We start from the raw sequence: 26,944 nt of genomic DNA on the forward strand, positions 1-26,944 counted from the left end.
CCGAGTGGCACCCTCGAACCCGTCCGCGCTGATCAACGCCGACCGCATCAGCAAGAGCTTCGGCATCAAGCCGTTGCTGGAGTCGGTGTCGCTCGGGGTACACGAGGGCCAGCGGATCGGTGTGGTCGGCCTCAACGGCGGCGGTAAGACGACGCTGCTCGAGATCCTCGGCGGCATCACCGAGCCCGACAGCGGCCGCGTGTCACGGGCCGGCGGTATCAAGGTCGCCACCGTCACGCAGCGAGGCGAACTCCCGGCCGGCGCAACCGTCGCCGAGGTGGTCGTCGGCGGGCCGGAGGTGGCGGTCCACGAGTGGGCGGGCGACCCACGAATCCGTGGGATTCTCAACGGGATAGGGATCGCGGGCCTGCTCGACGCGCGCGTCGACGAACTCTCCGGCGGCCAGCGACGACGCGTCGGCCTGGCCGCGGCACTCGTCTCCGACGCCGATCTGCTGATCCTCGACGAGCCGACCAACCACCTCGACGTCGAAGGTGTGCAGTGGCTGGCCGAACATCTGGTCGCCCGGCGCAGCGCGCTGATCGTCGTCACCCACGACCGATGGTTCCTCGACACCGTTGCCGGCCGCACCTGGGAGGTGCATTCCGGTCGCGTCGACGAATACGAGGGCGGTTACAACGACTGGATCTTCGCGCGTGCCGAGCGGACACGCCTCGCCGACGCGGCGGAGGAGCGGCGGCAGAACCTCGCCCGCAAGGAACTCGCGTGGCTCCGGCGGGGACCGCCTGCGCGGACGTCCAAGCCGCGCTACCGGATCGAGGCGGCCGAGCGGCTCATCGCCGACGTCCCGCCGCCGCGCGACACGGTGACCCTGTCGGCGTTCGCCAAGCGCAGACTGGGGCGGGTCGTCGTCGAGCTGGAGGACGCCCGGATCGCGACCCCGGCGGGGGACACCCTGCTCGACGATCTCACGTGGCGTCTCACGCCGGGTGAGCGGATCGGTCTCGTCGGTGTCAACGGATCCGGGAAGACCACGCTGCTCCGCGCGCTGGCCGGTGACGTCGACGTCGCACCCGGTCGTCGTAAAGAGGGCACGACGGTCTCCATCGGATGGCTCCGCCAGGAGCTCGACGACCTCGACGAGGATCAGCGCGTGCTCGACGCCGTGGAGGCGGTCGCCACGCGGATCATGGTGGGCGACAAGGAGATGTCCGCGAGCCAGCTGGCCGAGCGACTGGGTTTCACGCCCGCCAGACAGCGCACACCCGTCGGCGATCTGTCCGGCGGGGAACGGCGTCGTCTGCAGATGACCCGGGTGCTGATGGCCGAACCGAACGTCCTTCTGCTCGACGAGCCGACCAATGACCTCGACATCGACACGCTGCAGCAACTCGAGGATCTCCTCGACGGCTGGGCGGGCACGATGGTCGTCATCAGTCACGACCGCTACCTGATCGAGCGGATCTGCGACAGCACGTGGGCACTGTTCGGCGACGGCAAGCTCACCAACCTGCCGGGGGGCATCGACCAGTACCTGCAGCGCCGACGCGAACTCTCCGCGACGACCCCGCGTCGCACCGCCACGGTCCTCGAGCCGTCGGAGGCCGAGCCCCCACCCGCACCGGCCGTGTCCGCGTCGGAGCACCGCGAGGCGCGCAAGGCGATGAACCGGCTCGAGCGCCAGATCGAGCAATTGACCGCGCGAGAGGACCGACTGCACGCGGCGCTGGCCGAGGCAGCGACCGAGCCGGATCGGCTGATGACGCTGAATGCCGAACTGCGACAGGTGGTCGACGACAAGGAGACGGCGGAGGCCGCCTGGCTCGACGCGGCCGAGAAGGTCGAATGACCTTGGACGCGGCCACCTCCGACGTCGTCATCAGCTCGTCCGACGCCGCCGCCCGGGTCAGCGCGCAGGGCGGCCGCCTGACGTCGTTGACCGTCCGCGGACACGAGGTCCTCCAGCAGGGTGCACCGTACGGCTGCTTCCCGATGGTCCCGTGGTGCGGTCGCATGCGCGACGGCATCCTCGGCTTCCGCGGTGGCCGTCATGAGTTCGAACAGAACGACCCGCCACACGCGCTGCACGGGACTGCGCGCGATCATCTCTGGGAGATCGACGCCGACGACGACAGCTCCGTGCGCCTGCGGCACGGGCTGCGGCCGTGGTGGCCCTTCGACGGCGTGGTGACCCAGACGCTGGCCATCACGCCTGGTGAACTCGTGATGTCACTGCGTGTCTCGTCGGACACCGAGACCTTTCCGGCGCAGGCGGGCTGGCATCCCTGGTTCCGACGTCGGCTCACCACGACGCCGGAGAGCGCTCTGCGCGTGGACTTCCGGCCGCGGTGGCAGGAGGAGCGGGGCGTCGATTACCTGCCCACCGGTCGACGGATCACTCCACAGGAGTCGCCGTTGGACGACTGCTTCGGGATGCCCCACGGCGTCGATGTCGCCCTCGAGTGGCCTGACCTGCTCCACCTGCGGATTCGAAGCGACGCACGGTGGGTCGTGGTCTTCGATCATCGTCCGTTCGCCACGTGCGTCGAACCACAGACCGGTCCGCCCAACGGGATCAACACCGCACCCGATCTCGTCGGCCCGGGCGAGGATCTGCTGGTGACGACCACCTGGACGTGGTGAGCCGCCCACCGCGTGCTCACCGAACCCGGTGGCCGGGAAGCCCGTTCAGAGTAGATGTGCCCCCGGACCGGGACGCACGACACGGATCGTCGGCGTCGGATGACCCGCCGCCGACACGATGTCGGGCAATTCCGCGATGAGCCGCTCGGCGGAGTCCGCCGTGCACAGCGCGATCACCGAGCCGCCGAATCCTCCGCCGGTCATCCGCGCGCCGTACGCCCCGCGGAGCTGAGCCGTCTCGGCGATGAGATCGATTGTGGGCGTGGTGATCTCGAAGTCGTCCCGCATCGACTCGTGCGAGGCGTTCATGAGGGCGCCGAGAGCAGTCTCGTCGCGCTCGCGCAGCGCGGCCGATGCGGCGAGCACACGTGCATTCTCCGTGAGGATGTGACGCGCCCGCCGTCGTTCCGTGCCCTCGGGCAGTCGACGCCATGCGTCCTCGTCGGCATCTCGCAGCGAAGCCACGCCCAACGATGCGGCGGCGGCCTCGCAGGATGCGCGTCGGGCGGCGTACTCACCCGCGGCGTGCCGGTGCGGTGAGTTCGAGTCGATGACGAGGATCGTCGCGGACTCGTCGACGGGTACCCCGGTGACCTCGAGGGAACGGAAGTCGATGAGCATCGCGGTGTCGGCCCGGCCGAACAGACTCGCGAGTTGATCGAGGAGTCCGGTGGGTGCTCCGACGTAGTCGTTCTCGGCGCGTTGTGCGATGCGGGCGAGCTCATGCCCCGACAGCTCCGAGTGGGCCGTGAGAGCCAGCAGGACAGCGCATTCCAGTGCCGCCGACGACGACAACCCGGATCCGACGGGCACCGTGGACGTGATCGTCATCCGTCCAGCCGCAACCTCGTGCCCGGCGTTGCGCAACGCCCACACGCATCCGGCGATGTAGGCGCCCCATCCGCTGATCTCGCCGGGTCGGGTGCCCAGATCGATGCTGACGGTGTCGGATTCCGCGTCGGAGGATGCGATGATCACCGAGCCGTCGCCGGCGTCGTCGGCGGGGCGGAACGACACCGTCGTGCCGAGGTCGAGCGCGATCGGCAGGGCGTAGCCGAGGTTGTAGTCGGTGTGCTCGCCGATCAGATTCACCCGTCCGGGTGCGTAAGCGGTGGTCGCACAGGCGTCGGCGTCGTGGCCCGTCGTCGCGTTCATGCCAGTGCCTTCCGCAGTTCGGCTGCGACCGTCTCGGGCATCTTGTCGGTGACGAAAGCGTCTCGGCCCGACTCGGATCCGGCGAGGTACTTCAGTTTGTCCGCGCTGCGTCTGATCGAGAACAGCTCGGCGTGGAGATAGCCCTCTGTCGACCCGGCGCGGTACTGATGCCAGGATGCGATGTAGGGCAGGGGCGTGTCGTAGAGCGCGTCGTACGTCCGCAGGATCGTGAGATAGACCTGGGCGAGGTCATCGGTCTCGGCGTCGGTGAGTTCGGCGAGACGCCGAACACGCCGCTTCGGGTAGATGTGCACCTCCGCGGGCCATCGCGCGGCGTAGGGAACGAAGGCCGTCGTGTGTTCGGTGTGCACCAGGATCCGCTCACCGCAGGCGATCTCGTCGGCGACGATGGACTCGAACAGATCGGTCCCGGTCTGTGCCCGATGTTCCGCCGCGGTCCGCAGCAAGGCGGCGGTGCGCGGCGTCCGGAACGGGTAGGCGTAGATCTGGCCGTGCGGGTGCGTCAAGGTCACGCCGATCTCCTCGCCTCGGTTCTCGAAGCAGAACACCTCCTCGACTCCGTCTCGCGACAGCAGGTCCTCGGTGCGTTGAGCCCACGTGTCCACCACCAGGCGGGCACGGGCTGCGGACAGGCGGGAGAACGCGCCGTCGTGATCGCTGGTGAAGCAGACCACCTCGCATCGGCCATATCCGGCGGCCTCGATCTCGAGGTCGCCGTCGTCCCCGGGCAGGCTGAATCCGGTACCGGCGTGCGCCGTCGACAATGACGGGAATCGGTTCTCGAAAACGGCGACGTCGTAGTCCGCGGCGGGGATCTCGCTCGAGCGACCCGACGGATCCGGACACAGCGGGCACATCTGCCGCGGCGGCTTGTAGGTCCGTTCCTGGCGGGCGGGCGCCATCATCACCCAGTCGCCGGTCCGCGGGTCCCGGCGAACGTGGGTGGGTGAGGTGTTCGGCCGGGCCGGCAGGTCACGGTGATCGACGCCCGGTGCCGGCGCCTCCTCGGACGCGGAGAAGAACAGGAGCTCGCGGCCGTCGGCGAGTTCGGCGACCTGTGGTTCCGGTAGATCGCGAGCGGGCAGCGCACGATCGGTCGGTGCGGGGACGCTCGGGTCTCGGTCGGCCCCCTCCGTCTGGTGCGTGTGTCGTTCGGTGTCAGGCGAATTCATTGTGGTGTGCTTTCGGCGGTCGTGATCAGGATGACGTCGGCAAGGGTCTCGCGGTGCTCGTCGGGAAGTCCGGAGTCGGTGACGAGGCGGTCGATGCGGTCGAAGTCGGCGAACAGGTGCGCGCCGATCTCGTCGTACTTCGTGTGGTCGGCCAACACCACCGCCGAACGGGCGGTACCGAGGAGCTTTCGATTGGTCTCCGCCTCACCGAGATTCGGTGTCGTGAACCCCGCCTCCGGATCGATGCCGTGGGTGCCGACGAATGCCCGGTCGGTCCGGTATCTCTCGAGCGCGGCGTTGGCGATCGGGCCGACGAGGGCGTCGGACGGTGTGCGTTGTCCGCCCGTGAGCTGGACGAGGGAGGGGTCGAGACGATCGTCCGCGGGGTCGGTCAGCAGTTCGAAGATCGACACGGAATTGGTCACGACCGAGATGTCTCGTCCACGCAGCAGTCGCGCGAGTTCCAGCGTGGTGGTGCCGGCTCCGATCGCGACCGTCATCCCGTCCTCCACCAGCCTCAACGCCTCGGCGGCGATCGCGCGCTTGGCCGCGGGCTCGCGGGTCGCCTTCAACGACGACGGCGGTTCCAGGCCACGACCGGTCACCTCGCCGTCTGCGCGCACGGCCCCGCCGTGGACCTTGTTGAGCTCGCCCTCGGCCTCGAGCTGATCGAGGTCGCGCCGGATCGTCATCTCCGAGACACCGAGTTCGGCGGCCAGATCGGTGACCCGGACGGCACCCCGGGACACCACCGCCGTCAAAACACGTCCCCGACGCTCAGCTGCAAGCATGGCGCGATCTTAGCAACACCGAACCAAATCAAACAGAAATTCACAGTTCCCTGTTGCCTTGCTGTTGGCTTCTGTTAGTTTCTGACGGTCATTGAGATTGCTGAGCGCAACAAGGGGGTTGCCGTGCACCTGGCATCCGACTCCATCCTCAGGTTGAACACCGGAGTGATGGATTACGTACTGATCGCCATCTACTTCGTGTTCGTCCTCGGGATCGGATACCTCGCCCGAAGTCAGGTGGCCACGAGCATCGACTTCTTCCTGTCGGGGCGGCGTCTGCCCGCGTGGGTCACCGGCATCGCTTTCGTGTCGGCCAACCTGGGAGCCGTCGAGATCATGGGCATGTCGGCGAACGGCGCCCAGATCGGTCTGGCGACGATGCACTACTACTGGATCGGCGCCATCCCCGCGATGGTCTTCCTCGGCATCGTGATGATGCCCTTCTACTACGGATCGAAGGTCCGCAGCGTCCCCGAGTTCATGCGGCGACGCTTCGGAACCGGGGCACACCTCGTCAACGCGCTCAGCTTCGCGGTCGCGCAGGTCCTCATCGCCGGCGTCAACCTCTTCCTGCTCGCCACCGTCATCAACGCGGTTCTCGGCTGGCCCCAATGGATCTCGCTGATCGTCGCCGCGGCGGTGGTGCTCACCTACACCGCACTCGGCGGGTTGTCGGCGGCCATCTACAACGAGGTGCTGCAGTTCTTCGTCATCCTCGCGGCGCTGGTCCCACTCACCGTCATCGGCCTGATCAAGGTCGGCGGCTGGAGCGGACTGAAGGAGAAGGTCATCGACACCCACGCTCCCGACGGCACCGTGACCGCCACCGTCAGCGAGCAACTGTCGTCCTGGCCAGGCCAGGCGCTGAGCGGTTTCGAATCACCCGTGTGGTCGGTCATCGGCATCGTCTTCGGGCTCGGCTTCGTCCTCTCCTTCGGCTACTGGACCACCAACTTCGTCGAGGTGCAGCGCGCGATGGCGTCGGACTCGATGTCCTCGGCGCGGCGCGCACCCATCATCGGTGCCATCCCGAAGATGTTCATCCCCTTCGTCGTCGTCGTTCCGGGCATGATCTGCGCCGCCGCGATCGGAGACATGATCCACCTCAAGAACACGGGCGCCGGCGACGGCGTCACCTACAACGACGCGATGCTGCTGATGATGCGCGACATCCTGCCCAACGGACTGCTGGGCGTCGCGGTCGCCGGCCTGATCGCCTCCTTCATGGCCGGTATGGCCGCCAACGTGTCCGCGTTCAACACCGTGTTCAGCTACGACATCTGGCAGCAATACGTGGTGAAGAACCGCGAGGACCGCTACTACATCACCGTCGGCCGGGTCGCGACAGTTGCCGCGGTGATCCTGGCGATCGGCACCGCGACGATCGCATCGGGCTACTCGAACCTGATGGACTACCTGCAGACGCTGTTCGGTTTCTTCAACGCGCCGCTGTTCGCCACCTTCATCCTGGGCATGTTCTGGAAACGCATGACGCCGACCGCCGGTTGGGTCGGCCTGGTCGGCGGGACATCGGCGGCGGTCGTGGTGTTCCTCCTCCAGGAGACCGGCGTGATCAATCTGCCCGGACAGGGCATGCCGTTCATCGCGGCGTCGGCCGCCTTCGTCGTCGACATCCTTCTGTCCGTGGCGATCTCGCTGGTCACCACACCTAAGCCGGTCGCCGAGCTGAACGGATTCGTCTACTCGATGACCGACAAGTCGACGCTGTTGGGTGACGACAGCAGGCTGCCGTGGATCGCCCGGCCGGTCCCGCTGGCGGGTGTGGTCCTCACGCTCGTCGTCATCCTCAACCTCGTCTTCCACTGATCAGTGCAGGAGCTTCTCTGATGAACGACACGAAGAACAGGATCGTCGCGCGGCTGTTCGACATCCGCAACATCATCGGTGCGCTGATGGGGATCTACGGCGTGATCCTGCTGATCGCGGGCCTCGCGCCGACCGTTGCCGAGGCCGGTGCCGGCGACGCGGCGCGGTCCACCGATCCCATCGACATGTCCGCGGGCGATGGCGCCAACACGTGGGTCGGCATCATCCTTCTCGTCGTCGCGGCCGTCTTCATCGGCTGGGCCGCGTGGCGCCCGCCCCGTCGATCCTGACGGTCCCGTCGGCGGCGGGGGTCAGCGTCGGATGACGCCGTTGACCATCGCCGCAACCGCGATCGCCCCGGCTTGATTGATGTGGTACGGGTAGGCGATCCGGTTGGACAGTGCGCTCTCGTACCAGGGCGTGATCAGGTTACACGGATCATGGCCCGCCGACAGCCGGTTGGCATCGACGAACGTGCCGTCGACCTTGGCGGTGGCGCGACGCAGGGCATCGCCGGCCCGATCGAACACCCGATTCATCCAGCGCACGTCCGGATCGCTGATCGGGACCATCGGCCAGCAGCCGTGCGTGCCCATGAAACCGCCGATGCCGACGACGATGATCTGGGCGTGCGGAGCCTTGCGGCGGATCGCCCGCAGGGCCGGGGTGACCCGGTTCTCCATCCGCGCCACGCGCCATCCGACCTCGGCGGCCAGGCGGCGGTTCGACCGGCAGAACCGGTCGGTGAAGGGTGCGGTGGTGCACTGACCGAGGATCGCTCCCCATCGCATGTCGTTGCCGCCGATGCTGACGGTGATCAGCTGTGCGTCCCGCGGGACGAGATGCACCTGAGGCGGTTTCCATCCCGCGTTCGTGTGCTGACCGTTCGCATAGAGGTCGGGTGCCTGCGCGCCGGCGCACGAGGTGTCGACGAAACGGCGGGGAAGCGTCAGCGCGGCCACGATGGTGGGGTAGTTGAACGCCGAGCGCTTGCACCCGAGGAAGTAGTCGGGTGTGGGCGTGAAGAAGCCGCCCGAGGCCCGGGAATCTCCCATCGCGACGTACGGGCCGCCGGTGTAGCGCACCGGGGTGGGGGCGGGCGCGGCCTGCGCGGACGGAGCGACCGCAACCGAGATCACGGTCGTCGCCGCGAGCATCATCGTCAGGAGTGCTGTTGCCGCACTCCGTGTCCCACGCCTGATCACCAGCCACCTCACACAACGCCCACGCCCGGTGCGGCCGATACCGCACGCCACCAGGGATTGTAGGGGAGGAGTGTGTGCCCTGTGGGGCAAAGCGATCCGATCCGATCGCTCAGGTGACACACGAGGTGTCGCATCTCCGTGCGAAATCCTCGATCAGCATCGCGGTGGGTTCGGGTTGGATGAGCGGGAACAGATGGGTGGCACGCGGGACGACCCGCAGCTCGGCCCGGTCGGTGGCGGCGACGAATCGTCGCTCGTGGATGCGGAATTGGTCCCAACCGCCGTTGAGGAACTCCACCGGTCCGGGATATCGGGACAGTTCGGTGAGGGCGTCGAATCGCGACAGTTCGCCGACGACGTCGCGGATGGAGTGCAGTGCCAACCCACCCGCCTCCATGTCGCGCGCGACCCGGGTCCCGACGGCCAGCCGGGTCAGACCCTTGCTGATCGCCGCGGCCTGCGCGGGCAGAAAGCTCGTCGCGGCACCGAACGCCTGGAACGGCGCGGCGAGCAGGCTGCTGGGCTGCGCGGTCGCGCACATCGCGACCAGGCCGGCCACCTCGCCGGGATGCCTGCCGGCGGTGGCCATCGCGACGTAGCCGCCGAGCGACATACCCGCGACGATCACCGGTCCGCCGAGTTCATGCGCCGCATCGAGGACCGCCTGCACGGCGCCGTCCATGGTGAACGTCTCATCGGTGCGTCCACCGTGTCCGGGCAGGTCGGGCGTGGCCACGGCCCGGTCGGTGATACCGGCCGCGATGCGGTGCAGCGACGCCCCGCTCACCCGGAGTCCGTGGACGAGGACGACAGGGACAGGGACAGGCGACATCTCGGACGCGGCGCTCATCGGGTGTCAGTATGCCTGTCCGACGGCGGGTTGTCGCGGTCAGTCGCCCGACATCTCTACGGTTCGTTCGATGCCGATCCGATCGAGAAAACCGGTGTCGTGGGAGACCACCAGGAGCGCACCCGACCACGACCGCACCGCCGACATCAATTCCTCGGTGGTGTCGAGATCCAGATTGTTCGTCGGCTCGTCGAGGATGAGCAACTTCGGGGTCGGATTCGCGAGCAACGCGGATGCCATAGCCACACGCAGACGTTCGCCACCGGACAACTCGCGCAACGCCCGATCGGCCCGATTGCCGCGGAAGAGGAAGCGCGCGAGGTGTGCCCGCACCTCCTGGACGGGGACGTCGGGATGGGCGTCGGTCAGCGCCTCCGCGATCGTGCGGGCGTCGTCGGCGAAGGTGATTCGCTGAGGGACGTACGCATACGGGACCACGACCCGGCCTGCGCCGAGGAGATCCGCGATCAGCGTGGTCTTGCCGGATCCATTGCGGCCCACCAGGGCGACGCGTTCGGGACCGTCGATCCGCAGCCGGTCGTCGTCGATCACCTGGGCCCGGGTCGCGAGATCCGGTCGGGGCATGGTGATCCGGGCCGTCCGGTCGTCACGCACATCGTCGCGAGCCGCGTCCAGCCGTGACGATGCTGCGGTGACATCGTCGCGATGGGCATTGCGCAGCTTGCCCGCCGACACCTGAGCGGCGTCGCGACGGAGATGCGCGATGATCTTCGGTACCCGCTTCTCGCGCTCCGCGGTCGCGGCCGTACGTGCGCGGCGATCCAGTTTGATCTGCGCATCGACCATCTCGCGGCGTTGCTTGCGCAGGTCGTTGGCCGCTGTGGCGACGGTCGCCTCCGCGGCGAACTGCTCGGCGTCCACGGTCTCCCGGTAGTGCGAGTAGGGGCCGCCGAAGAGCCGGATGGCGCCCCGGTACAGCTCGAGGGTGGCATCGACCCGCTCGAGTAGCTCGAGGTCGTGACTGACCACGACGACGGCTCCCGCGAACCGGTCGATGACATCGAACAATCGTGCGCGCGAGGCGGAGTCGAGGTTGTTGGTCGGCTCGTCGAGCAGCAGGACACCGGGCCGGCGGATGAGCTGCGCGACGATCGCCAACAGGGTCGCCTCGCCGCCCGACAGGCTTCCCACCCGACGGTCCACGTCGGTGGGGAGTCCGAGCGACGACAACTCGCCGACGGCACGCTCCTCGACGTCCCAGTCATCGCCGACGGTCGCGAAGTCCTCTTCATCGACCGATCCGTCCTCGATCCGGCGGAGAGCGGAACGGATTGTGTCGATGCCGAGGACGTCGGCGATGGTCGCGTCGGGATTCTCGTACGGGTGTTGGACCACGAGACCGACGTCGCCGCGGACCGACACGCTGCCCGTCCGGGGTGCGAGATCGCCGGAGACGAGCCGCAGCAGCGTGCTCTTGCCGGCGCCGTTGGCGCCGACCAGCGAGTAGACCGCGTCGGGGACGGTGAGCGAGACGTGATCGAAGACGCCGGTGCCGTCGGGCCAGCCGAACGAGACATCCGAGAGAGTGATGGCAGGCGTGGAGGTGGTGCCGGATGAGGATACGGTCATGAGACGACTCCTGAGGTGTGCAACGGTCGCCGTGGCTGCAGGATCGCGCGCGACGGCGGTGAACCGACCTCAGATGTTCATGACTGCGACATCACTCCTTGCGACGATGGGTGCCGGACCGTGCCGGCCGACGTCCACGGTAACGCGTCCCCGGGCGGGCGCGCCACCCATTTCCTGCGGCCGCTACCGTGGCCCCATGTCGTTCCTACGGACCTCGGTCGTCAACGGCGTCGGGGAGATCGTCCTCGACCGCCCCGCAGCACTCAACGCGCTCGATCAGACGATGATCGACGACATGCACCGGACCCTCGAGGACTGGGCCGATGACGACTCGATCGAGAGCGTCCTGGTCACGAGTGCGAGCGATCGGGCGTTCTGCGCGGGTGGTGACATCCGGGCAATCCGCGAACACGCAGTGGCCGGTGACCGGCGGGCCGTCGGGCACTACTTCATGAGCGAGTACCGGCTCGATCAGCTCGTCGCGAACTATCCGAAGGCCTACATCTCGGTGATCGACGGCGCAGCGATGGGTGGCGGCCTCGGCATCAGCGTCCACGGCGAGGTGCGCATCGTCACCGAGCGGGCGCTGATCGCCATGCCGGAGACCGCGATCGGGTTCTTTCCCGACATCGGATCGACGTACTTCCTGCCGCGATTGCCCGACGGCGTGGGCATGTGGCTCGGACTGACCGGGTCCCGAATCCGCGGCGCCGATGCCGTCGAGGTCGGGATGGCGACCCATTTCGTCGCGTCCGAGTACATCGAGTCGGTCACCGAGCAGTTGCGTTCCGGCACACCGCTCGTCGAGGTACTCGGCGATTTCCGCGACCGGCCCGGAACCGGCCTGCCGCTGCGCAAGATCGGTGAGTACTTTGCCGACACGAACGTCTCGGCCATCGTCGGCGGCCTGCGTGGAGCCGTCGGCGACGATTGGGCGGCTGCGGCGGTGGACCAGATCGAGAAGGCGTCGCCGACCAGTCTGTGGGTCACCGCCGCGATGCTCGAGGCGGGTGCGCGATCGGTTCTCGACGACTGCTTCGATCGCGAACTGCATGCGGCCGAGGAGATCACCGCGACCCACGACTTCGCCGAAGGTGTCCGAGCGGTCCTCGTCGACAAGGATCGCAACCCCGCGTTCGACCCGTCGTCGATCGACGATGTCGATCCGGAGGTCGTGGCACGCATCGTCGGCGTGGCGACGGCCTAGGGCGTCGAAGTCCGAAGCCGCGTCAGGGGGTCATCTCGAAGAACCCGGTGAGCGTCACCGTCGTCGGCCGGCCGATGACCGCCGGCGACTTCGCGCCGCTCGCCGACGGTCCTGAGGGCGATGTGGACTCGGTCGACGAGTCGTCGGCGTCGTAGGGGACGTCGTCGTCGGGGGCCAGCGGATTGGCGTCGGTCCGTGTCGCGGTCGGGCAGGTGAAGGTGCCCGACGCCCGATCGGTGGACATCGAGCTGATCTTCAGGGCACACGTACCGGCTTGATAATACGAACCGGCCACGGAGACACCGACAGTCGCGTTGATCGGCTTGGTCAGCGGCCCGACGGTGGGACGGACCGATCCGATGGGCGGCAGCACACCTCCGGTGAGTTCGCCGACCAGGAACTCGATCTGGGCGCCGTCGGTCCCGGGACCGCGGAACACGAACAACAGGCTGTCCGGCGGTACCTCGGGACTCGGGTTGCCCCACTTGGTGAATCCGAAGCATGCGGAGTCGTCGTCGGCGGAGGTCGACGTGGGTATGCCGCCCGGGTTGTCGCGGGCAGTGCTCATGCCACTGCCGACGGCGACACGCATCTCGCCGGTACGGAACGTCAGTCCGTGGGCCGTGCGGTCGATCCGCCCCTGCGACGGTTCGTCGCGGCACTGCGCCGCATCCAGCCGCGCGGACTCGGTGGGCGGTGCCGACGACGCCGGCGATGACGACGATGCGTCCGGCTCCGACGAGGAGCAGGCCGCCAGCCCGGTCACCGCGACGAGAGCGACAGCCGAGGCGAGGACACGGCCCGGTGACCTGTGCACAGTGTGTCCTCAATCCGCTGTTGCGACAAGGGGTTCCAGGGTGAGATCGGGATGTTCCTTCTCCACGTACTGAAGTCGCCACTTGTCACTGAACAGCGCGAGGAGCGCGCCATCGGTCCGCGTGAAGACCTCGACGCCGCGCTGGCGACCCAGTTCGACGGCACTGTCGGCGTCGGTGCGGCGTGCCAGTGAGTATCCGAGCGGCTCGATCGTAGTGGCCACACCGAACTCGGATTTCATCCGTGCGGTGACGACCTCGAACTGCATGGGCCCGACTGCCGCGAGCACCGGAGATGCGTCGCCGCGCAGGTCGTTGCGCAGCACCTGGACGACACCCTCGCTGTCGAGTTGGTCCATCGCCTTGCGGAACTGCTTGTACTTGTCGGCCGTGTTGACCCGCAACGCCGAGAAGTGTTCGGGCGCGAACGACGGGATCGGCGGGTACTGGACCTTCGGGTCGATGAACAGGGTGTCGCCGGGGGCGAGCGCCATCGCGTTCACCAGGCCGACGACGTCTCCCGGGTAGGCGAGGTCCACGGTCGAACGATCGCGGCCGAATACGGCCTGAGCGTACTTGGTGGCGAACGGTTTTCCGGTCTGTGCATGTGTGACGACCATGCCGCGTTCGAACTCGCCGGACACGATCCGCATGTAAGCCAAGCGATCTCGATGACTGGCGTCCATTCCGGCCTGCACCTTGAACACGACCGCGCTGAACGGCTCGGTGACCTCACGGACGGTTCCGTCGACGTCGGCGCGTCCCTCGGGCGCGGGTGCGAGCTCGACAAGGGTCTCCAGCAGCTGGCGGACACCGAAGTTGAGCATCGCCGAGGCGAAGATCATCGGCGACGTCTGGCCGGCGAGGAACAGTTCCTGATCGTGGTCCTGGCCCATCTCGGTGAGCAGTTCGCTCTCCTCGAGCGCCGTCGTCCACTCGTCACCCTCACGAGCCGCCGCGGCGTCGGCATCCATGATCTCCTCGGGTGCCACCTTCGCGCCGCCTGCCGTGCGGGTGAAGTGGACGTACTCGCCGGTGCGACGATCGAGCAGACCGCGGAAGTCGCCGGCGATGCCGACGGGGAAGTAGAGCGGGGTCGGGGTGAGGCCGATCCGTTCGGTGATCTCGTCGATGAGTTCGAGCGGGGTCTGGCCGGGGCGGTCCCACTTGTTGATGACCGTGATGACGGGGATGCCCCGGTGGCGGCACACCTGGAACAGCTTGAGGGTCTGTGGCTCGAGGCCTTTGGCGGCGTCGATGAGCATGACCGCCGCATCGACCGCGGTGAGCACGCGGTAGGTGTCCTCGGAGAAGTCGGCGTGGCCGGGGGTGTCGACGAGGTTGATCACGTGCGGTGCATCGTCGGGCCCGTCGTGCTCGCTGGTGTAGTTGAACTGCAGGGCGGTCGAACTCACCGAGATCCCGCGCGCCTTCTCCATCTCCATCCAGTCGGAGACCGTCGACTTGCGTCCGGCCTTTCCGTGGATGGCGCCCGCCTCGCTGATCATCCGGGCGTGCAGGGCCAGCGCCTCGGTCATGGTCGATTTACCGGCGTCGGGGTGGCTGATGATGGCGAAGGTGCGACGCCGCTTCACCTCACGACCCACGGTGGCAGCATCAGAACTCACCCGACGAGGCTACCGGTCGGCCCGTGTACTGGGCAAAATCGTGCGGAGGTTGCCGTTTGGTCCGGTCTGCGGACCAAACGGCAACCTCACAAAGACGGTGGAACCTCGGGTGGTCGGCCGACGTCGAAGAAGCATGATCCCTGCCCAGAAGGTTCGTCAGTTCCTGGCCACTCACGACGGCGTCATCACCATGAAGGCAGCGCTCGAGGCCGGGTTGAGCAGGGCGGCGGTGAAGCGGAAGGTGGCGTCGGGGGAGTGGATTCGCGAGGCGACCGGCGTCTATCGTGCCGCCGATCATCCGCGCACGGTACGGGCCCGGGTGCGGATCGCCATCGCATCGGTGGGACCGAACGCGATACTGTCCGGCGCGATCGCGGCGTGGTGGCATGGTCTCACCGATCGGTTCCCGGAATCGATCACCGTCGCGTCCGAGACGAAGGGGCACCATCGTGGCGCCGTTGCGTGGGTACGGATTCGACATCGCACGTTCGAAGCGGCCGATGTCGTCGTGGTCGACGGGGCGAGGGTGACATCGGTTGCGCTGACGGTTCTGGACGCGGCATCGGAGACCGGGTCGTCACGGCTGGTCGACAATGCGTTGTTGCGTCAGCAGGTCACTCTGGTCGAGTTGGCGCAGGTGCACGCACGGTATCCGCGACGTGCTGGTGTCGCGGCGTCTCAACGGCTGCTCGCGGCTCTCGAATCGGGCGCGCGTTCGGAGGCGGAGCGGGTGACGGTCGCACTGTTCACTTCAGACGGGATCGCGGGATGGGTCGCGAACACCACCGTCTGCGATCACCTCGCAGACTTTGTGTTCGATGAGGAGAAGGTGATCGTGGAGATCGACGGCTTCGCATTCCATCGCGACGCAGAGACCTTCCAGCGCGACCGCACCAAGCGAAACCGCTGGATCGCCGCGGGCTATGTCACGCTCAACTTCACGTGGGACGACATCACCACGAGGCCCGAGGGTGTCGCGGCGAGCGTCAGGACCGCCCTCACGAGCAGGTTGCCGTTTGGTCCGGTAACCGGACCAAACGGCAACCTCGACTCAGAACGACCCTCTACTCGAACGGAAGCGGCGGCATCTTGACGACCTGGGACGCGTAGCTGAGGCCGGCGCCGTAGCCGAGGAGCAGGGCGGTGTCGCCGGGCTTCGCCGTTCCCGTCGACAGCAGGTCCTCCATCGCCAGCGGGATCGACGCGGCCGACGTGTTGCCGGTGTGCTCGATGTCGTTGGCGACGGGCACACCCTCGCGCAGCTTCAGGTTCTTGGCGAGCAGGTCGTTGATGCGGGTGTTGGCCTGGTGCGGCACGAAGACGTCGAGGTCCTCGGCGCCGATCTTCGCGGCGTCGAGCGCGCGCTGCGCGACCTTGCCCATCTCGAAAGCGGCCCAACGGAACACCGCGGTCCCCTCGAGGCGCAGATACGGGCGGTGGACGCGGTCGCCGTCGAGGAAGGTGACCCAGTCGATGTCCTGCCGGATGGCGTTGAACTGCGAGCCGTCGCTGCCCCAGATGACCGGGCCGAGCTGCTGATCCTCCGTCGGTCCGACGACGACCGCACCCGCGCCGTCGCCGAAGATGAAGCAGTTGGTGCGATCGGTCATGTCGAGCGCGACCGACAGCTGTTCGGCGCCGATGACCAGCACATGGGTCGCGCTGCCGCCGCGGACCATGTCCGATGCGAGTGCCATGCCGTAGCCGAAGCCCGCGCAGCCGACGGTGACGTCGAACGCGGGGACGCCGTTGGCGCCCAGCTCGGTGGCGACCTTGGTCGCGCCGGCAGGAGTCAGCAGCAGATGGGTGTTGGTCGCCAAGATGACGGCGTCGATGTCGGTGCCCGAGAGGAGGGCGTTGGCGATCGCCTTGCGTCCTGCGGCGACGGCCATCTGGGTGACATCCTCGTCGCGGCGGGCAAATCGCCTGGTCTTGATGCCGGTCCGCGTGTAGATCCACTCATCCGAGGAGTCGATGTTCTCGCAGATCTCCTCGTTGGTGACGACTCGCTCCGGTCGATAAGCACCGATGCTGAGCATGCCGATGTTGTTGATCCCGGCAGAATCCGCAATCACAGCCATGAGTGTCCCTTTCGCTATGCGACCCGCCATAGACCGTCTCACATCGCGGGCTTACTGGGAAGTAGCCTCCTGCTGAGCCCGCCGCATCGCGATCATCTCGCGATAGCGTTCGCGGTCGGCGGTCATCTGGTGACCCGGATCGTCGGCCGGCGGCGTCCACCCGTTCGACGTGATGTCGAGGCGGCCCGACCGCAGGTCGCCGACGACATCGGACAGCCACCCCAGTTCGGCGCGAGCCTCCGCGCCCCACAGAGCCATCCCGCGGATCGCGTGGGGTGGGACGTGCGGGTGGTCGGCCGGATCGGTGTCGACGGGGACCTCGGTGACCGCGGCGGCGAGGGTGGCGTGGCGCCGGTCGAGCAGCTCGACCGCCTCCTCCGGGGCGAGCAGGGGGAGCAGACCGAACGCCGCATGGAAATCGCGCCGGTCGAACACGTTGACGGTGACGATCGCGTCGGCGAGGAGGCGCCGGAACTCGCTGTGCCCGTCGTCGGTCAACTCGTACACCGCGACATCTCGCGCGCCGTCCGCGAGATCGTGCCGAACCGCGAGACCGGCGGCCACCAGCGAACCCAGCCCGTGGTAGATCGACCCCGGATTGACGTTGGCCCACCGATCGACCTGCCAGGACATCAGTTCGCGGCGGATCTGGTAGCCGTTGACCGGCTCGAACAGCGCGACCGTGCCCAGTAGGAGCAGTCGTGTGGTGTTCGCGGCCATGATTGACGACGGTAGTTCGCCGACGGGCTGCTCACCAGGACACTCGTTGACCTCAATCCGATGAATCCTGAGGACGAGGCAAGTCGGTCTCACCGTGGTGGCGTCGGATTTCGTCGTTGACTTCCGATGTATCCACTGGGAAACTCATGCAGTTGTTCAAACTTGAATAGTGTCCGGGTTCGCGCCCCCGACGACACCAAGATGGGAGACACATGATCCACGCACGTGGGCTGGTACAGACGTTCCATACCGGCCGAGGGAAACAGAAGAAGGAGGTCCGTGCCGTCGACGGTGTGGACCTCGACATCTCCGAGGGAGAGGTCGTCGGCTTCCTGGGGCCCAACGGTGCCGGGAAGACCACGACACTGCGGATGCTGACGACCTTGCTGCGCCCGACCGCTGGCACCGCGACCGTCAACGGCTACGACGTCGTCAAGGATGCGGTGATGGTGCGTCGCAGCATCGGATACGTCTCGCAGGCGGGCGGTACGTTCAGTCAGGCGCAGGCCGGCGACGAGGTCGTCGACCACGGCATGCTGTACGGGATGTCGCGGGCACAGGCGACCAAGCGGGGCAAGGAGCTGTTCACCCAGTTGCAGCTCGACGGTCTGTGGGAACGGATGCCGAAGAACATGTCCGGCGGCCAGAAGCGGCGGCTCGACATCGTGATGGGCTTGGTGCACGATCCGACCCTGGTCTTCCTCGACGAGCCGACCACCGGTCTGGATCCGCAGGCGCGGGCGAATCTCTGGGAACACATCCGGCGGTTGCGGACCCAACAGGGTGCGACGGTGTTCCTGACCACCCACTACCTCGACGAGGCCGACGAGCTCTCCGATCGCATCATCATCATCGACAACGGCAAGATCGTCGCCGCGGACACAGCCGACAATCTGAAGGCTCAGGTGTCCGGTGATCTCGTGGCACTCGAGGTCGCCGACGACGCGCACGTGTCGGTCACCGCGCGCAAGCTCGAGTCGATCGGCACCGAGGTCGACACGGACGGACGGCACGTCCGCGGACGTGTCCGCCGAGCCGGACGCGAGGTGCCGGGACTGCTGCGCGATCTCGACTCGTCCGGTGTGTCACTGGATTCCATCGAGGTCATCCGCCCCACCCTCGACGACGTCTTCCTCACCCTGACCGGCCGGTCGCTGCGCGACGCGCAGGACGAGAATCCCGCCGACGAACAGAACGTTTCCGAAGGTCTTCCTGCTCAAGGAGTTTCGCAGTCATGACATTTCTTCGAGAGAGCCACATCGTGTTCCGGCGACAGATCCGGATGAATCTCCGCAATCCGGCGTGGGTGCTGATCGGCGTCATGCAGCCGGTGCTCTACCTCCTGTTGTTCGGCCCGTTGCTCAAACCCCTGGTCGCGCAGTTCCCCGGCGGCGCCGACAACGCGTACACATTCCTCGTTCCGGGATTGTTGGTGCAGCTGGGCATCTTCGGCGCCTTCTTCGCCGGATTCAGCCTGATCGGGGAATGGCGGGAGGGCGTGATCGAGGCCGAGCGCGTCACCCCGGCCAGCCGCACGGCCCTGCTCACCGGCCGCCTCTGGCGCGATGTCCTGCAGCTGTTCGTCCAGGCGGTCATCCTCGTCGTGCTGGGCCTGATCATGGGCATGCGCGGGTCCTTCGTGGGAATCGTGGTCGGCATCCTGATCACGCTCATCGTCGGCGGCGCCTGTGCCGCGGCATCGAACGCACTGGCGCTCACCACGAAGAGCGAGGATGTCATGGCGCCCGTGATCAACATGGTGATGATGCCGGTGCTGCTGCTGTCGGGCATTCTCCTGCCGATGACACTCGGTCCGACGTGGCTTCAGCGGCTGAGCGACTTCATGCCGTTCCGCTGGATCGTCGACGGCGTCCGCGACAGCTTCGCCGGCGACATCCTGACCTCGTCGGTCGCCTGGGGACTCATCACCGCACTCATCCTGGGTGCGCTCGGAACCTGGTGGGGCACTGCAGTCTTCCGCAAGGAGAACGCCTAACGGACGGGCGTCCGTCGTTCCCTGAGGAGCGAGCGCACGAGTGTCCGTCGTTCCCTGAGGAGCGAGCCTGCGAGCGTCTCGAAGGGTCCCCCTCCCGCTGGTCGAGTAGCCGCGAGCCTGCAAGTGGCGTATCGAGACCTGCTGTGCGGGCGGTGATCTCGATACGGTGCCTCGCAGGCTCGGCGCCAACTCGATCAGCGGGGAGTCGCTCGGCGCCTACTCGATCAGCGGGGAGTCGCTCGGGGCTACTCGATCACCGGGGAACTTCAGCGCCTACCCGAGGCTGGACTCCGCCGGTGCCGGGGGCAAGGTGACGACCGCACCCGCATAGCTGAGGCCGGCGCCGAACCCGAGGAGCAGCGCGGTCTGGCCACCCTTGGCCTTCCCGCTCGCGAGCATCTCCTCCATGGCCAGCGGGATCGATGCCGCCGACGTGTTGCCGGTGTTCTCGATGTCGTTGGCCATGGGGACGTCGTCGGCCAGACCGAGGTTCTTCTTCATGAGTTCGTTGATCCGGGCATTGGCCTGATGCGGGACGAACACCTCGATCTCGTCGATGCTGACCCCGGAGGTCTCCAGCACGGTCGTCAGCGCCTTCGGCAGGGTGATGGCCGCCCAGCGGAACACGCGAGAACCCTGCATCGTCACGACCATCCGCCCGACCGGCTCGCTCTCCGGATCCTTGTGCTGCCATTCCTCGGCGCGGTCCATGTACTCGGGGATGTCGTAGTTCTGGCCGATCGCCTCGGCGTTCTCACCGTCGCTGCCCCAGACGGTCGGGGAGATGCCGTTCTCCTCGCTCGGTCCGACGACCACGGCGCCGGCGCCGTCACCGAAGATGAAGGCGGTGTTGCGGTCGGTCGGTTCCATCACCACCGACATCGTCTCCACGCCGACGACGAGAACGTACTCGGCCGACCCGGCGCGGACGGTGTCGGCGGCGATGCCGAGTCCGTAGCCGAAGCCGCCGCACCCTGCGGCGACGTCGTAGGCGGGAATCCCGTTGAGGCCGATGTCGAACGCGACGATCGGACCGCCGTGCGGGATCTTCGTCTTCCAGCTGTTCGTCGCCAGGATCAGCGCGCCGATCTTCTCCTTGGGGACGCCCGAGTTGCGGATGGCGCGTTCGGCGGCCTCGGCGGCCATCGATCGTGCGGTCTCGTCGCCGCTGATCCACCGGCGGTTGCGGATGCCACTGCGTTCGAAGATCCATTCGTCCGACGAGTCGAGGACCTCGCACACCTCGTCGTTGCTGACGAGGCGTGTGGGTCGGTAGGCGCCGATCCCGAGCATTGCGACGTTCTGATGTCCGCTCCGCGCAGCAATCGCCACCGTCGTCTCCGTTCATCGATGAAATCGTGGGCGAGTGCGATTGTAGGCGTCGCCGCATCTGACGGAGGGAGGCTTTGGTCCCGTTTCGTCCACGTCGCGTTCACCTGGGCTTTCGTTCCCGAGCCTCATCGCGTCCTCGCGCACGGCCGAGCCGTCCCCGACCGCGGCGATCAGCCGGAGAGTGGCCAGACCGCCGGGATCACCAGCAGGGCGACCAGCAGCCATCCGGCCATGATCGGTACTCCCAGTCGCCAGTAGTCGCCGAACCGGTAGCCGCCGGGCGTCATCACGATCATGTTGGCCGGTGTGGCGATCGGCGTCAGCAAGGAGGCCGCGCCCGCCACACAGACAAGCATCAGGACAGGCCGTGCGTCGACGCCGACGTCCGCCGCCGCGGCGAGCGCGATCGGGATGACGATGAGCACTGTCGCGGCGTTGGAGATGAACTGGCCGAGGACCGCGGTCAGCAGGAACAGCGTGATGAGCAGGACGTAGGGGCTGTGATCGGCCACCAGGTCGACGATCGGTCGCGCCACCAGCTCGGCGCCGCCGCTGTCGGCGATCGCCGTCGACATCGGGATCAACGCCGCGATCAGCACGAGCGTGGGCCACGCGATCGCGCGATACGCGTGATCGGTGGTGATGACCCGCGTGAGGATCATCGCCAGGGCCGCCAGCAGCGCGGCGACGACGGCGGGCACCACGCCGGTCGCGAGCAGGACGATCATCGCCACCAGGATTGCGGCGGCGCGCGGAGCGCTACGGCCCAGCGGGACGGTCTGGCGCCGGAGGAGTTCGGATGAGGCGACCACCAGCACTCGGCGGTCGGCGGCCAACGCGTCGATCGCCCGCCACGGGCCGTGGACGAGAAGGGTGTCGCCCTCCTCGAGGTCGACGACGCGCGGTCCCACGTCCTTGCTGCGACGGCGGATCGACAACACGAGTAGACCGTCGCCGCGGACCATGCCGGCGACCGCGCGATCGCCGATCCACTCGGACCGTGGCGGGATGACCACCTCGGACAGGCCTGTGTCGCGGTCGATGAGTCTGCCTGCACGCGAGCGACGGCCCGCGATGTCCTCGACGGTGACGCCGAGCCGGCGCGCGGCCTCGGTGACGGCGGTCCCGGGCCCGGAGACCACGATGACGTCGCCGACCTCGAGCGGTTGGTCCGGTTCGAGCACGGTGGCGGTGGCCTCGCGCTGTGCGGCGACGGCGACGACACCGTCGTGGTCGACGTCGATCTCGGTGAGCGACGTTCCGAGGACGGTCGAGTCGGTGCCCACGTGCAGCCGGAAGAGCCGGTCGTCGAGGCCGTAGTGATCGGTCACCGTTCCGACGTAGCCGCTGAAATCGTCTGGGAGAGAGGTTGATTCGCGCTGAGGAAGCGCACGACGACCCATCACGGCGGTGATCGCGACGGTCACCACGACGAGCGGGACGCCGACGATGCCGAACTCGAAGTACCCGAACCCATCGTCGGACAGGGTCACCATCGACTCGTCGATGATGACGTTGACCGGGCTGCCCGACAGCGTCAGCAACGATCCGGCGCTGCATCCGTAGGCGAGGGGGATCAGCACGCGCGACGGCAGCATGTCCGCGTGACGGGCGAGCGCAACCGTCACCGGCACGAGTGCCGCGGCGGCGCCGTTGACGGTGATGAGCGCGGCCAGCAGCGCAGCGAGGACCATGACGACCGTGATCACCCGGATCGGTGTGTCTCCCGCGATCCGGGTCATGGACTGCCCGACCCAGGTGGTGATCCCGGAGGCCTCGAGTCCCTCGCTGACGACGAACAGCGCGGCGATGAACACGATGACGGTGGCGCCGAGTCCGCTGGTCATCTCGTCGACGCTGACGAGCCCACAGAAATACAGCGCCAGCGCCGAGCCGATCGCGACGACCCCGACGGGCAGTCGGTTGACGATGAACAGCGCAACGGTCACGCCGAGGATGACCAGGCTCAGGGCTGCATCCGACACCGTTCGATCGTCGCATCACGGGCTCGGGCGCGCAGCGATCGACGCGGCCTGGGGCGGCGATCAGGTCACCAGGCGTGGACGAGATTCTGCGCGGACTCGAGGCCCTGGACCGCGAGCAGCTCGGTCGCGTCGACACCGTTGCGGATCAGCAGATCGACGTCGGCGCGCGCCGACGACGGGAAGGGCTTGAGCACGAAGTCGGCCGGATCCTGTCGGCCCGGCGGGCGGCCGATGCCGAGCCGGACGCGGAGATAGTCACGCGAGCCGATGGCCTGGCTGATCGAGCGCAGACCGTTGTGTCCGCCCTCGCCGCCACCTTGTTTGAGCCGCACGAGCCCGAAGTCGATGTCGAGTTCGTCGTGGAGCACGATCAGGTCGTCGGGGGCGACGTTGTAGAACTTCGCGAGCGGCCCGATCTGGCGGCCGCACTCGTTCATGTAGTTGCGCGGCTTCGCGATGAGGGCCTGCCGGCCGGCGAGGGTGATCGGGGCGACCTCGGCACCCGACTTCTTGTGCAGCTTCCACCGCTCGCCGACCGAGGCGACGAGGCCATCGGCGACCATCGCGCCGATGTTGTGCCTCGTCTTCTCGTACTTCGGACCGGGGTTGCCCAGTCCGACAATCAATTTCACTGATCAGTGGTGAGCAGTGGGTTACTCTGCGGACTCGTCCGCGGGAGCCTGCTCCTCCTCGTCGGAGCCGGGGGTCTCTGCGCCGGCCTCTTCGGCCTCTTCCTCGAGCTCGGAGGTGGTCGGGGCCTCGTTGATGGCGACGATCAGGACCTCGGGGTCGCTGATCAGGGTGACACCCTCCGGCAGGTCGAGGTCGGAGCCGTGCACGGCGTTGCCGGCCTCGACACCCTCGACGTTGACGGTGATCTGCTCGGGGATCGAGAGGGCGTCGGCCTCGATCTCGACGACGCTGGCGTCCTGCACGACCAGGGTGCCCGGCGCGGCGTCGCCCTCGACGACGATGGTGACGTCGACGGTGACCTTCTCGCCGCGGCGGATGACCAGGAGATCGACGTGCTCGATGTAATTGCGGATCGGGTGGACGTCGACCTGCTTGGTCAGTGCGAGCTGGCTCGCACCCTCGATGTCCAGGTCGATGATCGCGTTGGTGCCGTTGTTACGCAGGATGGCGGCGAGTTCGAGGGCCGGCAGGCTCAGGTGCTGCGGGTCGGTGCCGTGGCCGTAGAGGACGGCGGGGACGTTGCCGGCGCGACGGGCGCGACGCGCGGCGCCCTTGCCCTTCTCGGTGCGGGTGCTGACGGTCAGCTTGCTGGTCTGCGTTGCCATGGTGTTCTCCTCGTTGTGCGGTCCGTCCGATGAACCGCGGCGGTCTTCTCGGTCCCGACGAACGGCAACAACCGAGAACCAGCCTGGGCGGGCGCTGAGGCCCGCGGAGGAGATCTGCGATGGTCGCGCCGATAACGGTGATCACTCACCCTCGCCGAGACAACGCTGGCCAGAATAGCCGACGGTCGCCGCTGATGTCACATCGCCGCAGGCCACGGTGGCGAGAACCCGAGAAGTCCGGCGCATCGTCACTCGTCGACAAGGGTTTCCGTGACCCGTCGTCACAGGCATACTGAACCGCATGACCTCGCAGACACCCATCGATATCGTCACCTCGTTCCTCGATGCCCTGGCCCGCGACGACGTTGCCGCAGCCCTCGAGAACGTCGACGACGACATCGCGTACACGAATGTCTCGACTCCGACCGTGCACGGGAAGAAGCGGGTCGCGGGCATCTTCCGACAGGTCGAGAAGGCGTCGTGGATCGGCTTCGACTATCGGATGATCAACGTCTCGGCCGACGGTTCGGTCGTCCTCACCGAACGAGTCGACGAACTCCGCTTCGGCCGCGTCGCCATCCGATTCTGGGTGTGTGGACGATTCGAGATCGGTGACGGTCGGATCACGGTGTGGCGGGACTACTTCGACTACCTCGACATGACGAAGGGCCTGTTGCGAGGTGTCGTCGGCGCGGTGATCCCGGCGGTGCAGCGACGGATGCCGACGGAGAGGGTCACCGCCTGACGCTCTCGGCGCCGGCGATGACCCCGGATTCCGCGAGGACGCTCGGCGTCAGGCGACCTGCAGTTCCGGCGAGTACATCTCGAACCAGTGATACAGATCGAGGACACGATCCATCTGTGTCCGCACGTCGGGAGCGACGGCATGGGCATCGGCGGACACCATGTCCCGCACGCTCCGGTGATCGACGAGATCGAAGACCTGATGCCCGGACTCGGCGACGATGTCACCGAGCTGATGCTGCAGCGTCTCCGTGTACTTCACGTCCTGGGTCGACGGATACGGCGACTTCGTGCGGTCGACGACGGACTGCGGGAGCACGTGTTTCGTCGCGTGCCGCAGCAGGCTCTTCTCCCGGCCGTCGAACGTCTTGAAGGCCCACGGCGTGTTGTAGACGTACTCCACGAGTCGGTGATCACAGAACGGCACCCGGACCTCGAGTCCCACCGCCATCGACGCTCGGTCCTTGCGATCGAGCAGCATCCGCACGAACCGGGTCAGGTGGAGGTGGCAGATGACCCGCATGCGGCGTTCGTCGGCCGACTCGCCGTCGACCACCGGGATCGACGCCAGCGCGGTCCGGTACTGGTCGTCGACGTAGGTGTCGATGTCGAGGACGCGCTGCATCTCGGGTGTCAACATCGAATAGCGTGACCGGGTCAGCGCACTCCCGAACGCGAGCCACGGGAAGGTGTCCGCTCCGCGGGCCTCGTCGTCGAAGAACCATCGGTATCCGCCGAACACCTCGTCGGCGGACTCACCGGACAGCGCCACCGTCGACTCGGCGCGGATGGCCTTGAACAGCAGGTAGAGCGACGAATCCATGTCGCCCAGGCCCGCCGGGATGTCGCGGGCGCCGATCACCGCCCGACGCACATCGGGGTCGGTGAGGTCCGCCGGGTTGAGGACGACGTCGCGGTGCATCGAGCCGACATGGGAAGCGACGTCCCGTACGAAGGGCGAGTCCGGGGTGTCGCGCATCTCATCTGGCCGGAAGTTGTCCTCCTGATCGACGAAGTCGACCGAATAGCTGTGCACGCGTTGTCCTTCGGTGCCGAGGCGGGCGGCGGCCAGCCCGGTGAGTGCGCTCGAGTCCAGGCCACCCGACAGCAGGACGCACCGCGGGACGTCGGCGACGAGTTGCCGATCGACGATGTCGGTCATCAGTTCGCGCACGTGTCCCACGGTGTCGTCGAGGCCGTCGCGATGCGCATGGGCGGGAAGCGACCAGTAGGTGCGCGTTGCGCAGCCGTCCCGAGAGACCGTGATGACGGTGCCGGGTTCGACCTCCCGGATGTGCTTCCACATCGACCATCCCGGTGCCTTGGTGACCGCGAACAACTCGCGGAAGCCGTCGGCGTCGACGGTGTGCGGGATGCGAGGATTGGCGAGAATAGCCTTCGGCTCCGACCCGAAAACGACACCGTCGGATGTCTCGGAGAAGTAGAAGGGCTTGATACCCAACCGATCCCGTACCATGACCAGTTCTTCGGTACGACCGTCCCAGATCGCGAACGCGTACATGCCATTGAGTCGGTCGACCACGGCGGTTCCCCACTCGAGGTACCCGCGCAGGACGACCTCGGTGTCGCTGTCGGTGCGGAACTCGTGGCCCGCCGCGATCAGTTCGGTCCGGAGCTCATGAAAGTTGTAGGTCTCGCCGCTGTAGACGATGGCGAGATCCCCGTTGCCGGTCGGGGTCACCATCGGCTGGTGACCCAGCGGCAGATCGATGATGGCCAGCCGCCGGTGTCCCAGTCCCACATGACGGTCGACGTAGGTGCCGACATCGTCCGGCCCGCGATCGCTCATCGTCGCGGTCATCTCTTCGAGAATGCGCTTGTTGCTTGCTATTTCGCTGGTGAAACCCACCCAGCCGGTAATTCCGCACATAGAACGCCCCCACTTCAGTGATTAGCGATGCT

The 26,944-nt window shown here is 67.3% G+C and carries 24 protein-coding genes; 9 read left to right on the forward strand and 15 right to left on the reverse strand.

Annotated features, from left to right (window positions below):
* Positions 1-4 precede the first annotated feature (4 nt).
* Both EEB19_RS08900 and EEB19_RS08905 read left to right on the forward strand, forming a co-directional pair.
* Positions 5-1,810, forward strand: coding sequence for an ABC-F family ATP-binding cassette domain-containing protein (locus tag EEB19_RS08900; protein WP_187585246.1), 1,806 nt, complete (start codon positions 5-7; stop codon positions 1,808-1,810).
* Positions 1,807-2,604 (forward strand): aldose 1-epimerase, encoded by a 798-nt coding sequence (locus tag EEB19_RS08905; protein ID WP_187585248.1) that lies wholly within the window; start codon positions 1,807-1,809, stop codon positions 2,602-2,604. Before EEB19_RS08900 ends, EEB19_RS08905 begins: the two co-directional genes overlap by 4 nt.
* Positions 2,605-2,649: 45 nt before the next feature.
* On the opposite strand, the gene galK is transcribed toward EEB19_RS08905, so the two are convergent.
* The 3 genes from galK to EEB19_RS08920 are packed head-to-tail and all read right to left on the reverse strand — an operon-like array spanning position 2,650 to position 5,743.
* Entirely contained in the window at positions 2,650-3,759 is a 1,110-nt protein-coding gene (gene galK / locus EEB19_RS08910) for a galactokinase (RefSeq protein ID WP_187585250.1), read from the reverse strand.
* Entirely contained in the window at positions 3,756-4,952 is a 1,197-nt protein-coding gene (galT, locus tag EEB19_RS08915; protein ID WP_187585252.1) for a galactose-1-phosphate uridylyltransferase, read from the reverse strand. Before galT ends, galK begins: the two co-directional genes overlap by 4 nt.
* On the reverse strand, positions 4,949-5,743 hold the full coding sequence (locus EEB19_RS08920; RefSeq protein WP_187585254.1) for a DeoR/GlpR family DNA-binding transcription regulator: 795 nt from the start codon (positions 5,741-5,743) through the stop codon (positions 4,949-4,951). Before EEB19_RS08920 ends, galT begins: the two co-directional genes overlap by 4 nt.
* A 168-nt stretch (positions 5,744-5,911) precedes the next feature.
* Here EEB19_RS08920 and EEB19_RS08925 point away from each other — a divergent pair, with 168 nt between their 5' ends.
* The gene (locus EEB19_RS08925; protein ID WP_187585256.1) at positions 5,912-7,570 is read left to right on the forward strand and encodes a sodium:solute symporter family protein; all 1,659 of its coding nucleotides are present in this window, start codon (positions 5,912-5,914) and stop codon (positions 7,568-7,570) included.
* A gap of 20 nt (positions 7,571-7,590) precedes the next feature.
* Complete coding sequence (locus EEB19_RS08930; RefSeq protein ID WP_187585258.1) at positions 7,591-7,860, forward strand: hypothetical protein; 270 nt, start codon at positions 7,591-7,593, stop codon at positions 7,858-7,860.
* 21 nt (positions 7,861-7,881) lie between these two features.
* Here EEB19_RS08930 and EEB19_RS08935 read toward each other — a convergent pair whose 3' ends face one another.
* From EEB19_RS08935 to EEB19_RS08945, 3 genes are all read right to left on the reverse strand, one after another.
* A complete protein-coding gene (locus EEB19_RS08935; RefSeq protein ID WP_187585413.1) occupies positions 7,882-8,730 on the reverse strand; it encodes an SGNH/GDSL hydrolase family protein in 849 nt (282 codons plus the stop codon).
* Positions 8,731-8,884: 154 nt separating this feature from the next.
* Positions 8,885-9,625: an alpha/beta fold hydrolase gene (locus tag EEB19_RS08940; RefSeq protein WP_187585260.1), complete on the reverse strand. Its 741-nt coding sequence runs from the start codon at positions 9,623-9,625 to the stop codon at positions 8,885-8,887.
* A gap of 39 nt (positions 9,626-9,664) precedes the next feature.
* Complete coding sequence (locus tag EEB19_RS08945) at positions 9,665-11,215, reverse strand: ABC-F family ATP-binding cassette domain-containing protein (RefSeq protein ID WP_187585262.1); 1,551 nt, start codon at positions 11,213-11,215, stop codon at positions 9,665-9,667.
* A gap of 196 nt (positions 11,216-11,411) precedes the next feature.
* On the opposite strand from EEB19_RS08945, the gene EEB19_RS08950 reads away from it, so the two are divergent.
* Positions 11,412-12,422 (forward strand): enoyl-CoA hydratase/isomerase family protein, encoded by a 1,011-nt coding sequence (locus EEB19_RS08950; RefSeq protein ID WP_187585264.1) that lies wholly within the window; start codon positions 11,412-11,414, stop codon positions 12,420-12,422.
* A 22-nt stretch (positions 12,423-12,444) separates the two neighbouring features.
* Here the strand turns inward: EEB19_RS08950 and EEB19_RS08955 are convergent, their stop codons facing one another.
* Entirely contained in the window at positions 12,445-13,239 is a 795-nt protein-coding gene (locus tag EEB19_RS08955; protein WP_187585265.1) for a hypothetical protein, read from the reverse strand.
* A gap of 9 nt (positions 13,240-13,248) precedes the next feature.
* Positions 13,249-14,865: a peptide chain release factor 3 gene (locus tag EEB19_RS08960; RefSeq protein ID WP_187585267.1), complete on the reverse strand. Its 1,617-nt coding sequence runs from the start codon at positions 14,863-14,865 to the stop codon at positions 13,249-13,251.
* Between the two features lie 133 nt (positions 14,866-14,998).
* Here EEB19_RS08960 and EEB19_RS08965 point away from each other — a divergent pair, with 133 nt between their 5' ends.
* Complete coding sequence (locus EEB19_RS08965) at positions 14,999-15,958, forward strand: type IV toxin-antitoxin system AbiEi family antitoxin domain-containing protein (protein WP_187585269.1); 960 nt, start codon at positions 14,999-15,001, stop codon at positions 15,956-15,958.
* On the opposite strand, the gene EEB19_RS08970 is transcribed toward EEB19_RS08965, so the two are convergent.
* Both EEB19_RS08970 and EEB19_RS08975 read right to left on the reverse strand, forming a co-directional pair.
* Positions 15,930-16,946, reverse strand: a complete 1,017-nt coding sequence (locus tag EEB19_RS08970; protein ID WP_187585271.1) for a beta-ketoacyl-ACP synthase III — start codon at positions 16,944-16,946, stop codon at positions 15,930-15,932. The two genes, EEB19_RS08965 and EEB19_RS08970, sit on opposite strands and share 29 nt — an antisense overlap.
* Positions 16,947-16,997: 51 nt before the next feature.
* Entirely contained in the window at positions 16,998-17,666 is a 669-nt protein-coding gene (locus tag EEB19_RS08975) for a PadR family transcriptional regulator (RefSeq protein WP_187585273.1), read from the reverse strand.
* A gap of 212 nt (positions 17,667-17,878) precedes the next feature.
* On the opposite strand from EEB19_RS08975, the gene EEB19_RS08980 reads away from it, so the two are divergent.
* Both EEB19_RS08980 and EEB19_RS08985 read left to right on the forward strand, forming a co-directional pair.
* Positions 17,879-18,904 carry an ATP-binding cassette domain-containing protein gene (locus EEB19_RS08980; protein ID WP_187585274.1) on the forward strand — a complete coding sequence of 342 codons (1,026 nt, stop codon included), beginning with the start codon at positions 17,879-17,881 and terminating at the stop codon, positions 18,902-18,904.
* Positions 18,901-19,662: an ABC transporter permease gene (locus EEB19_RS08985; RefSeq protein ID WP_187585276.1), complete on the forward strand. Its 762-nt coding sequence runs from the start codon at positions 18,901-18,903 to the stop codon at positions 19,660-19,662. Before EEB19_RS08980 ends, EEB19_RS08985 begins: the two co-directional genes overlap by 4 nt.
* 273 nt (positions 19,663-19,935) lie before the next feature.
* On the opposite strand, the gene EEB19_RS08990 is transcribed toward EEB19_RS08985, so the two are convergent.
* From EEB19_RS08990 to EEB19_RS09005, 4 genes are all read right to left on the reverse strand, one after another.
* Positions 19,936-20,955 carry a beta-ketoacyl-ACP synthase 3 gene (locus EEB19_RS08990; protein ID WP_187585415.1) on the reverse strand — a complete coding sequence of 340 codons (1,020 nt, stop codon included), beginning with the start codon at positions 20,953-20,955 and terminating at the stop codon, positions 19,936-19,938.
* Between the two features lie 209 nt (positions 20,956-21,164).
* Positions 21,165-22,979: an SLC13 family permease gene (locus EEB19_RS08995; protein WP_187585278.1), complete on the reverse strand. Its 1,815-nt coding sequence runs from the start codon at positions 22,977-22,979 to the stop codon at positions 21,165-21,167.
* Between the two features lie 65 nt (positions 22,980-23,044).
* The gene (gene pth, locus EEB19_RS09000; RefSeq protein ID WP_187585280.1) at positions 23,045-23,611 is read right to left on the reverse strand and encodes an aminoacyl-tRNA hydrolase; all 567 of its coding nucleotides are present in this window, start codon (positions 23,609-23,611) and stop codon (positions 23,045-23,047) included.
* A gap of 21 nt (positions 23,612-23,632) precedes the next feature.
* Positions 23,633-24,277, reverse strand: coding sequence for a 50S ribosomal protein L25/general stress protein Ctc (locus EEB19_RS09005; RefSeq protein WP_187585282.1), 645 nt, complete (start codon positions 24,275-24,277; stop codon positions 23,633-23,635).
* Positions 24,278-24,578: 301 nt separating this feature from the next.
* Here EEB19_RS09005 and EEB19_RS09010 point away from each other — a divergent pair, with 301 nt between their 5' ends.
* A complete protein-coding gene (locus EEB19_RS09010) occupies positions 24,579-25,022 on the forward strand; it encodes a limonene-1,2-epoxide hydrolase family protein (protein ID WP_187585284.1) in 444 nt (147 codons plus the stop codon).
* A 48-nt stretch (positions 25,023-25,070) separates the two neighbouring features.
* On the opposite strand, the gene asnB is transcribed toward EEB19_RS09010, so the two are convergent.
* Positions 25,071-26,912 carry an asparagine synthase (glutamine-hydrolyzing) gene (gene asnB, locus EEB19_RS09015; protein ID WP_187585286.1) on the reverse strand — a complete coding sequence of 614 codons (1,842 nt, stop codon included), beginning with the start codon at positions 26,910-26,912 and terminating at the stop codon, positions 25,071-25,073.
* Positions 26,913-26,944: the final 32 nt, after the last annotated feature.

Origin of the sequence: Gordonia sp. OPL2 (assembly GCF_003797825.1) — a bacterium.
Classification (GTDB): domain Bacteria; phylum Actinomycetota; class Actinomycetes; order Mycobacteriales; family Mycobacteriaceae; genus Gordonia.

Bases quoted from the DNA above. Each gene is read 5' to 3' on its own strand.
- EEB19_RS08965 (WP_187585269.1), top strand. From the start codon at position 14,999: ATGATCCCTGCCCAGAAGGTTCGTCAGTTCCTGGCCACTCACGACGGC.
- asnB (WP_187585286.1), bottom strand. From the start codon at position 26,912: ATGTGCGGAATTACCGGCTGGGTGGGTTTCACCAGCGAAATAGCAAGC.
- EEB19_RS08905 (WP_187585248.1), top strand. From the start codon at position 1,807: ATGACCTTGGACGCGGCCACCTCCGACGTCGTCATCAGCTCGTCCGAC.
- EEB19_RS08945 (WP_187585262.1), bottom strand. From the start codon at position 11,215: ATGACCGTATCCTCATCCGGCACCACCTCCACGCCTGCCATCACTCTC.
- EEB19_RS08980 (WP_187585274.1), top strand. From the start codon at position 17,879: ATGATCCACGCACGTGGGCTGGTACAGACGTTCCATACCGGCCGAGGG.
- galK (WP_187585250.1), bottom strand. From the start codon at position 3,759: ATGAACGCGACGACGGGCCACGACGCCGACGCCTGTGCGACCACCGCT.
- EEB19_RS08930 (WP_187585258.1), top strand. From the start codon at position 7,591: ATGAACGACACGAAGAACAGGATCGTCGCGCGGCTGTTCGACATCCGC.
- EEB19_RS09005 (WP_187585282.1), bottom strand. From the start codon at position 24,277: ATGGCAACGCAGACCAGCAAGCTGACCGTCAGCACCCGCACCGAGAAG.
- EEB19_RS08920 (WP_187585254.1), bottom strand. From the start codon at position 5,743: ATGCTTGCAGCTGAGCGTCGGGGACGTGTTTTGACGGCGGTGGTGTCC.
- galT (WP_187585252.1), bottom strand. From the start codon at position 4,952: ATGAATTCGCCTGACACCGAACGACACACGCACCAGACGGAGGGGGCC.
- EEB19_RS09010 (WP_187585284.1), top strand. From the start codon at position 24,579: ATGACCTCGCAGACACCCATCGATATCGTCACCTCGTTCCTCGATGCC.
- EEB19_RS08985 (WP_187585276.1), top strand. From the start codon at position 18,901: ATGACATTTCTTCGAGAGAGCCACATCGTGTTCCGGCGACAGATCCGG.
- EEB19_RS08975 (WP_187585273.1), bottom strand. From the start codon at position 17,666: ATGGCCGCGAACACCACACGACTGCTCCTACTGGGCACGGTCGCGCTG.
- EEB19_RS08950 (WP_187585264.1), top strand. From the start codon at position 11,412: ATGTCGTTCCTACGGACCTCGGTCGTCAACGGCGTCGGGGAGATCGTC.
- EEB19_RS08925 (WP_187585256.1), top strand. From the start codon at position 5,912: ATGGATTACGTACTGATCGCCATCTACTTCGTGTTCGTCCTCGGGATC.
- EEB19_RS08990 (WP_187585415.1), bottom strand. From the start codon at position 20,955: ATGCTCGGGATCGGCGCCTACCGACCCACACGCCTCGTCAGCAACGAC.
- EEB19_RS08970 (WP_187585271.1), bottom strand. From the start codon at position 16,946: ATGGCTGTGATTGCGGATTCTGCCGGGATCAACAACATCGGCATGCTC.
- EEB19_RS08940 (WP_187585260.1), bottom strand. From the start codon at position 9,625: ATGAGCGCCGCGTCCGAGATGTCGCCTGTCCCTGTCCCTGTCGTCCTC.
- EEB19_RS08935 (WP_187585413.1), bottom strand. From the start codon at position 8,730: ATGATGCTCGCGGCGACGACCGTGATCTCGGTTGCGGTCGCTCCGTCC.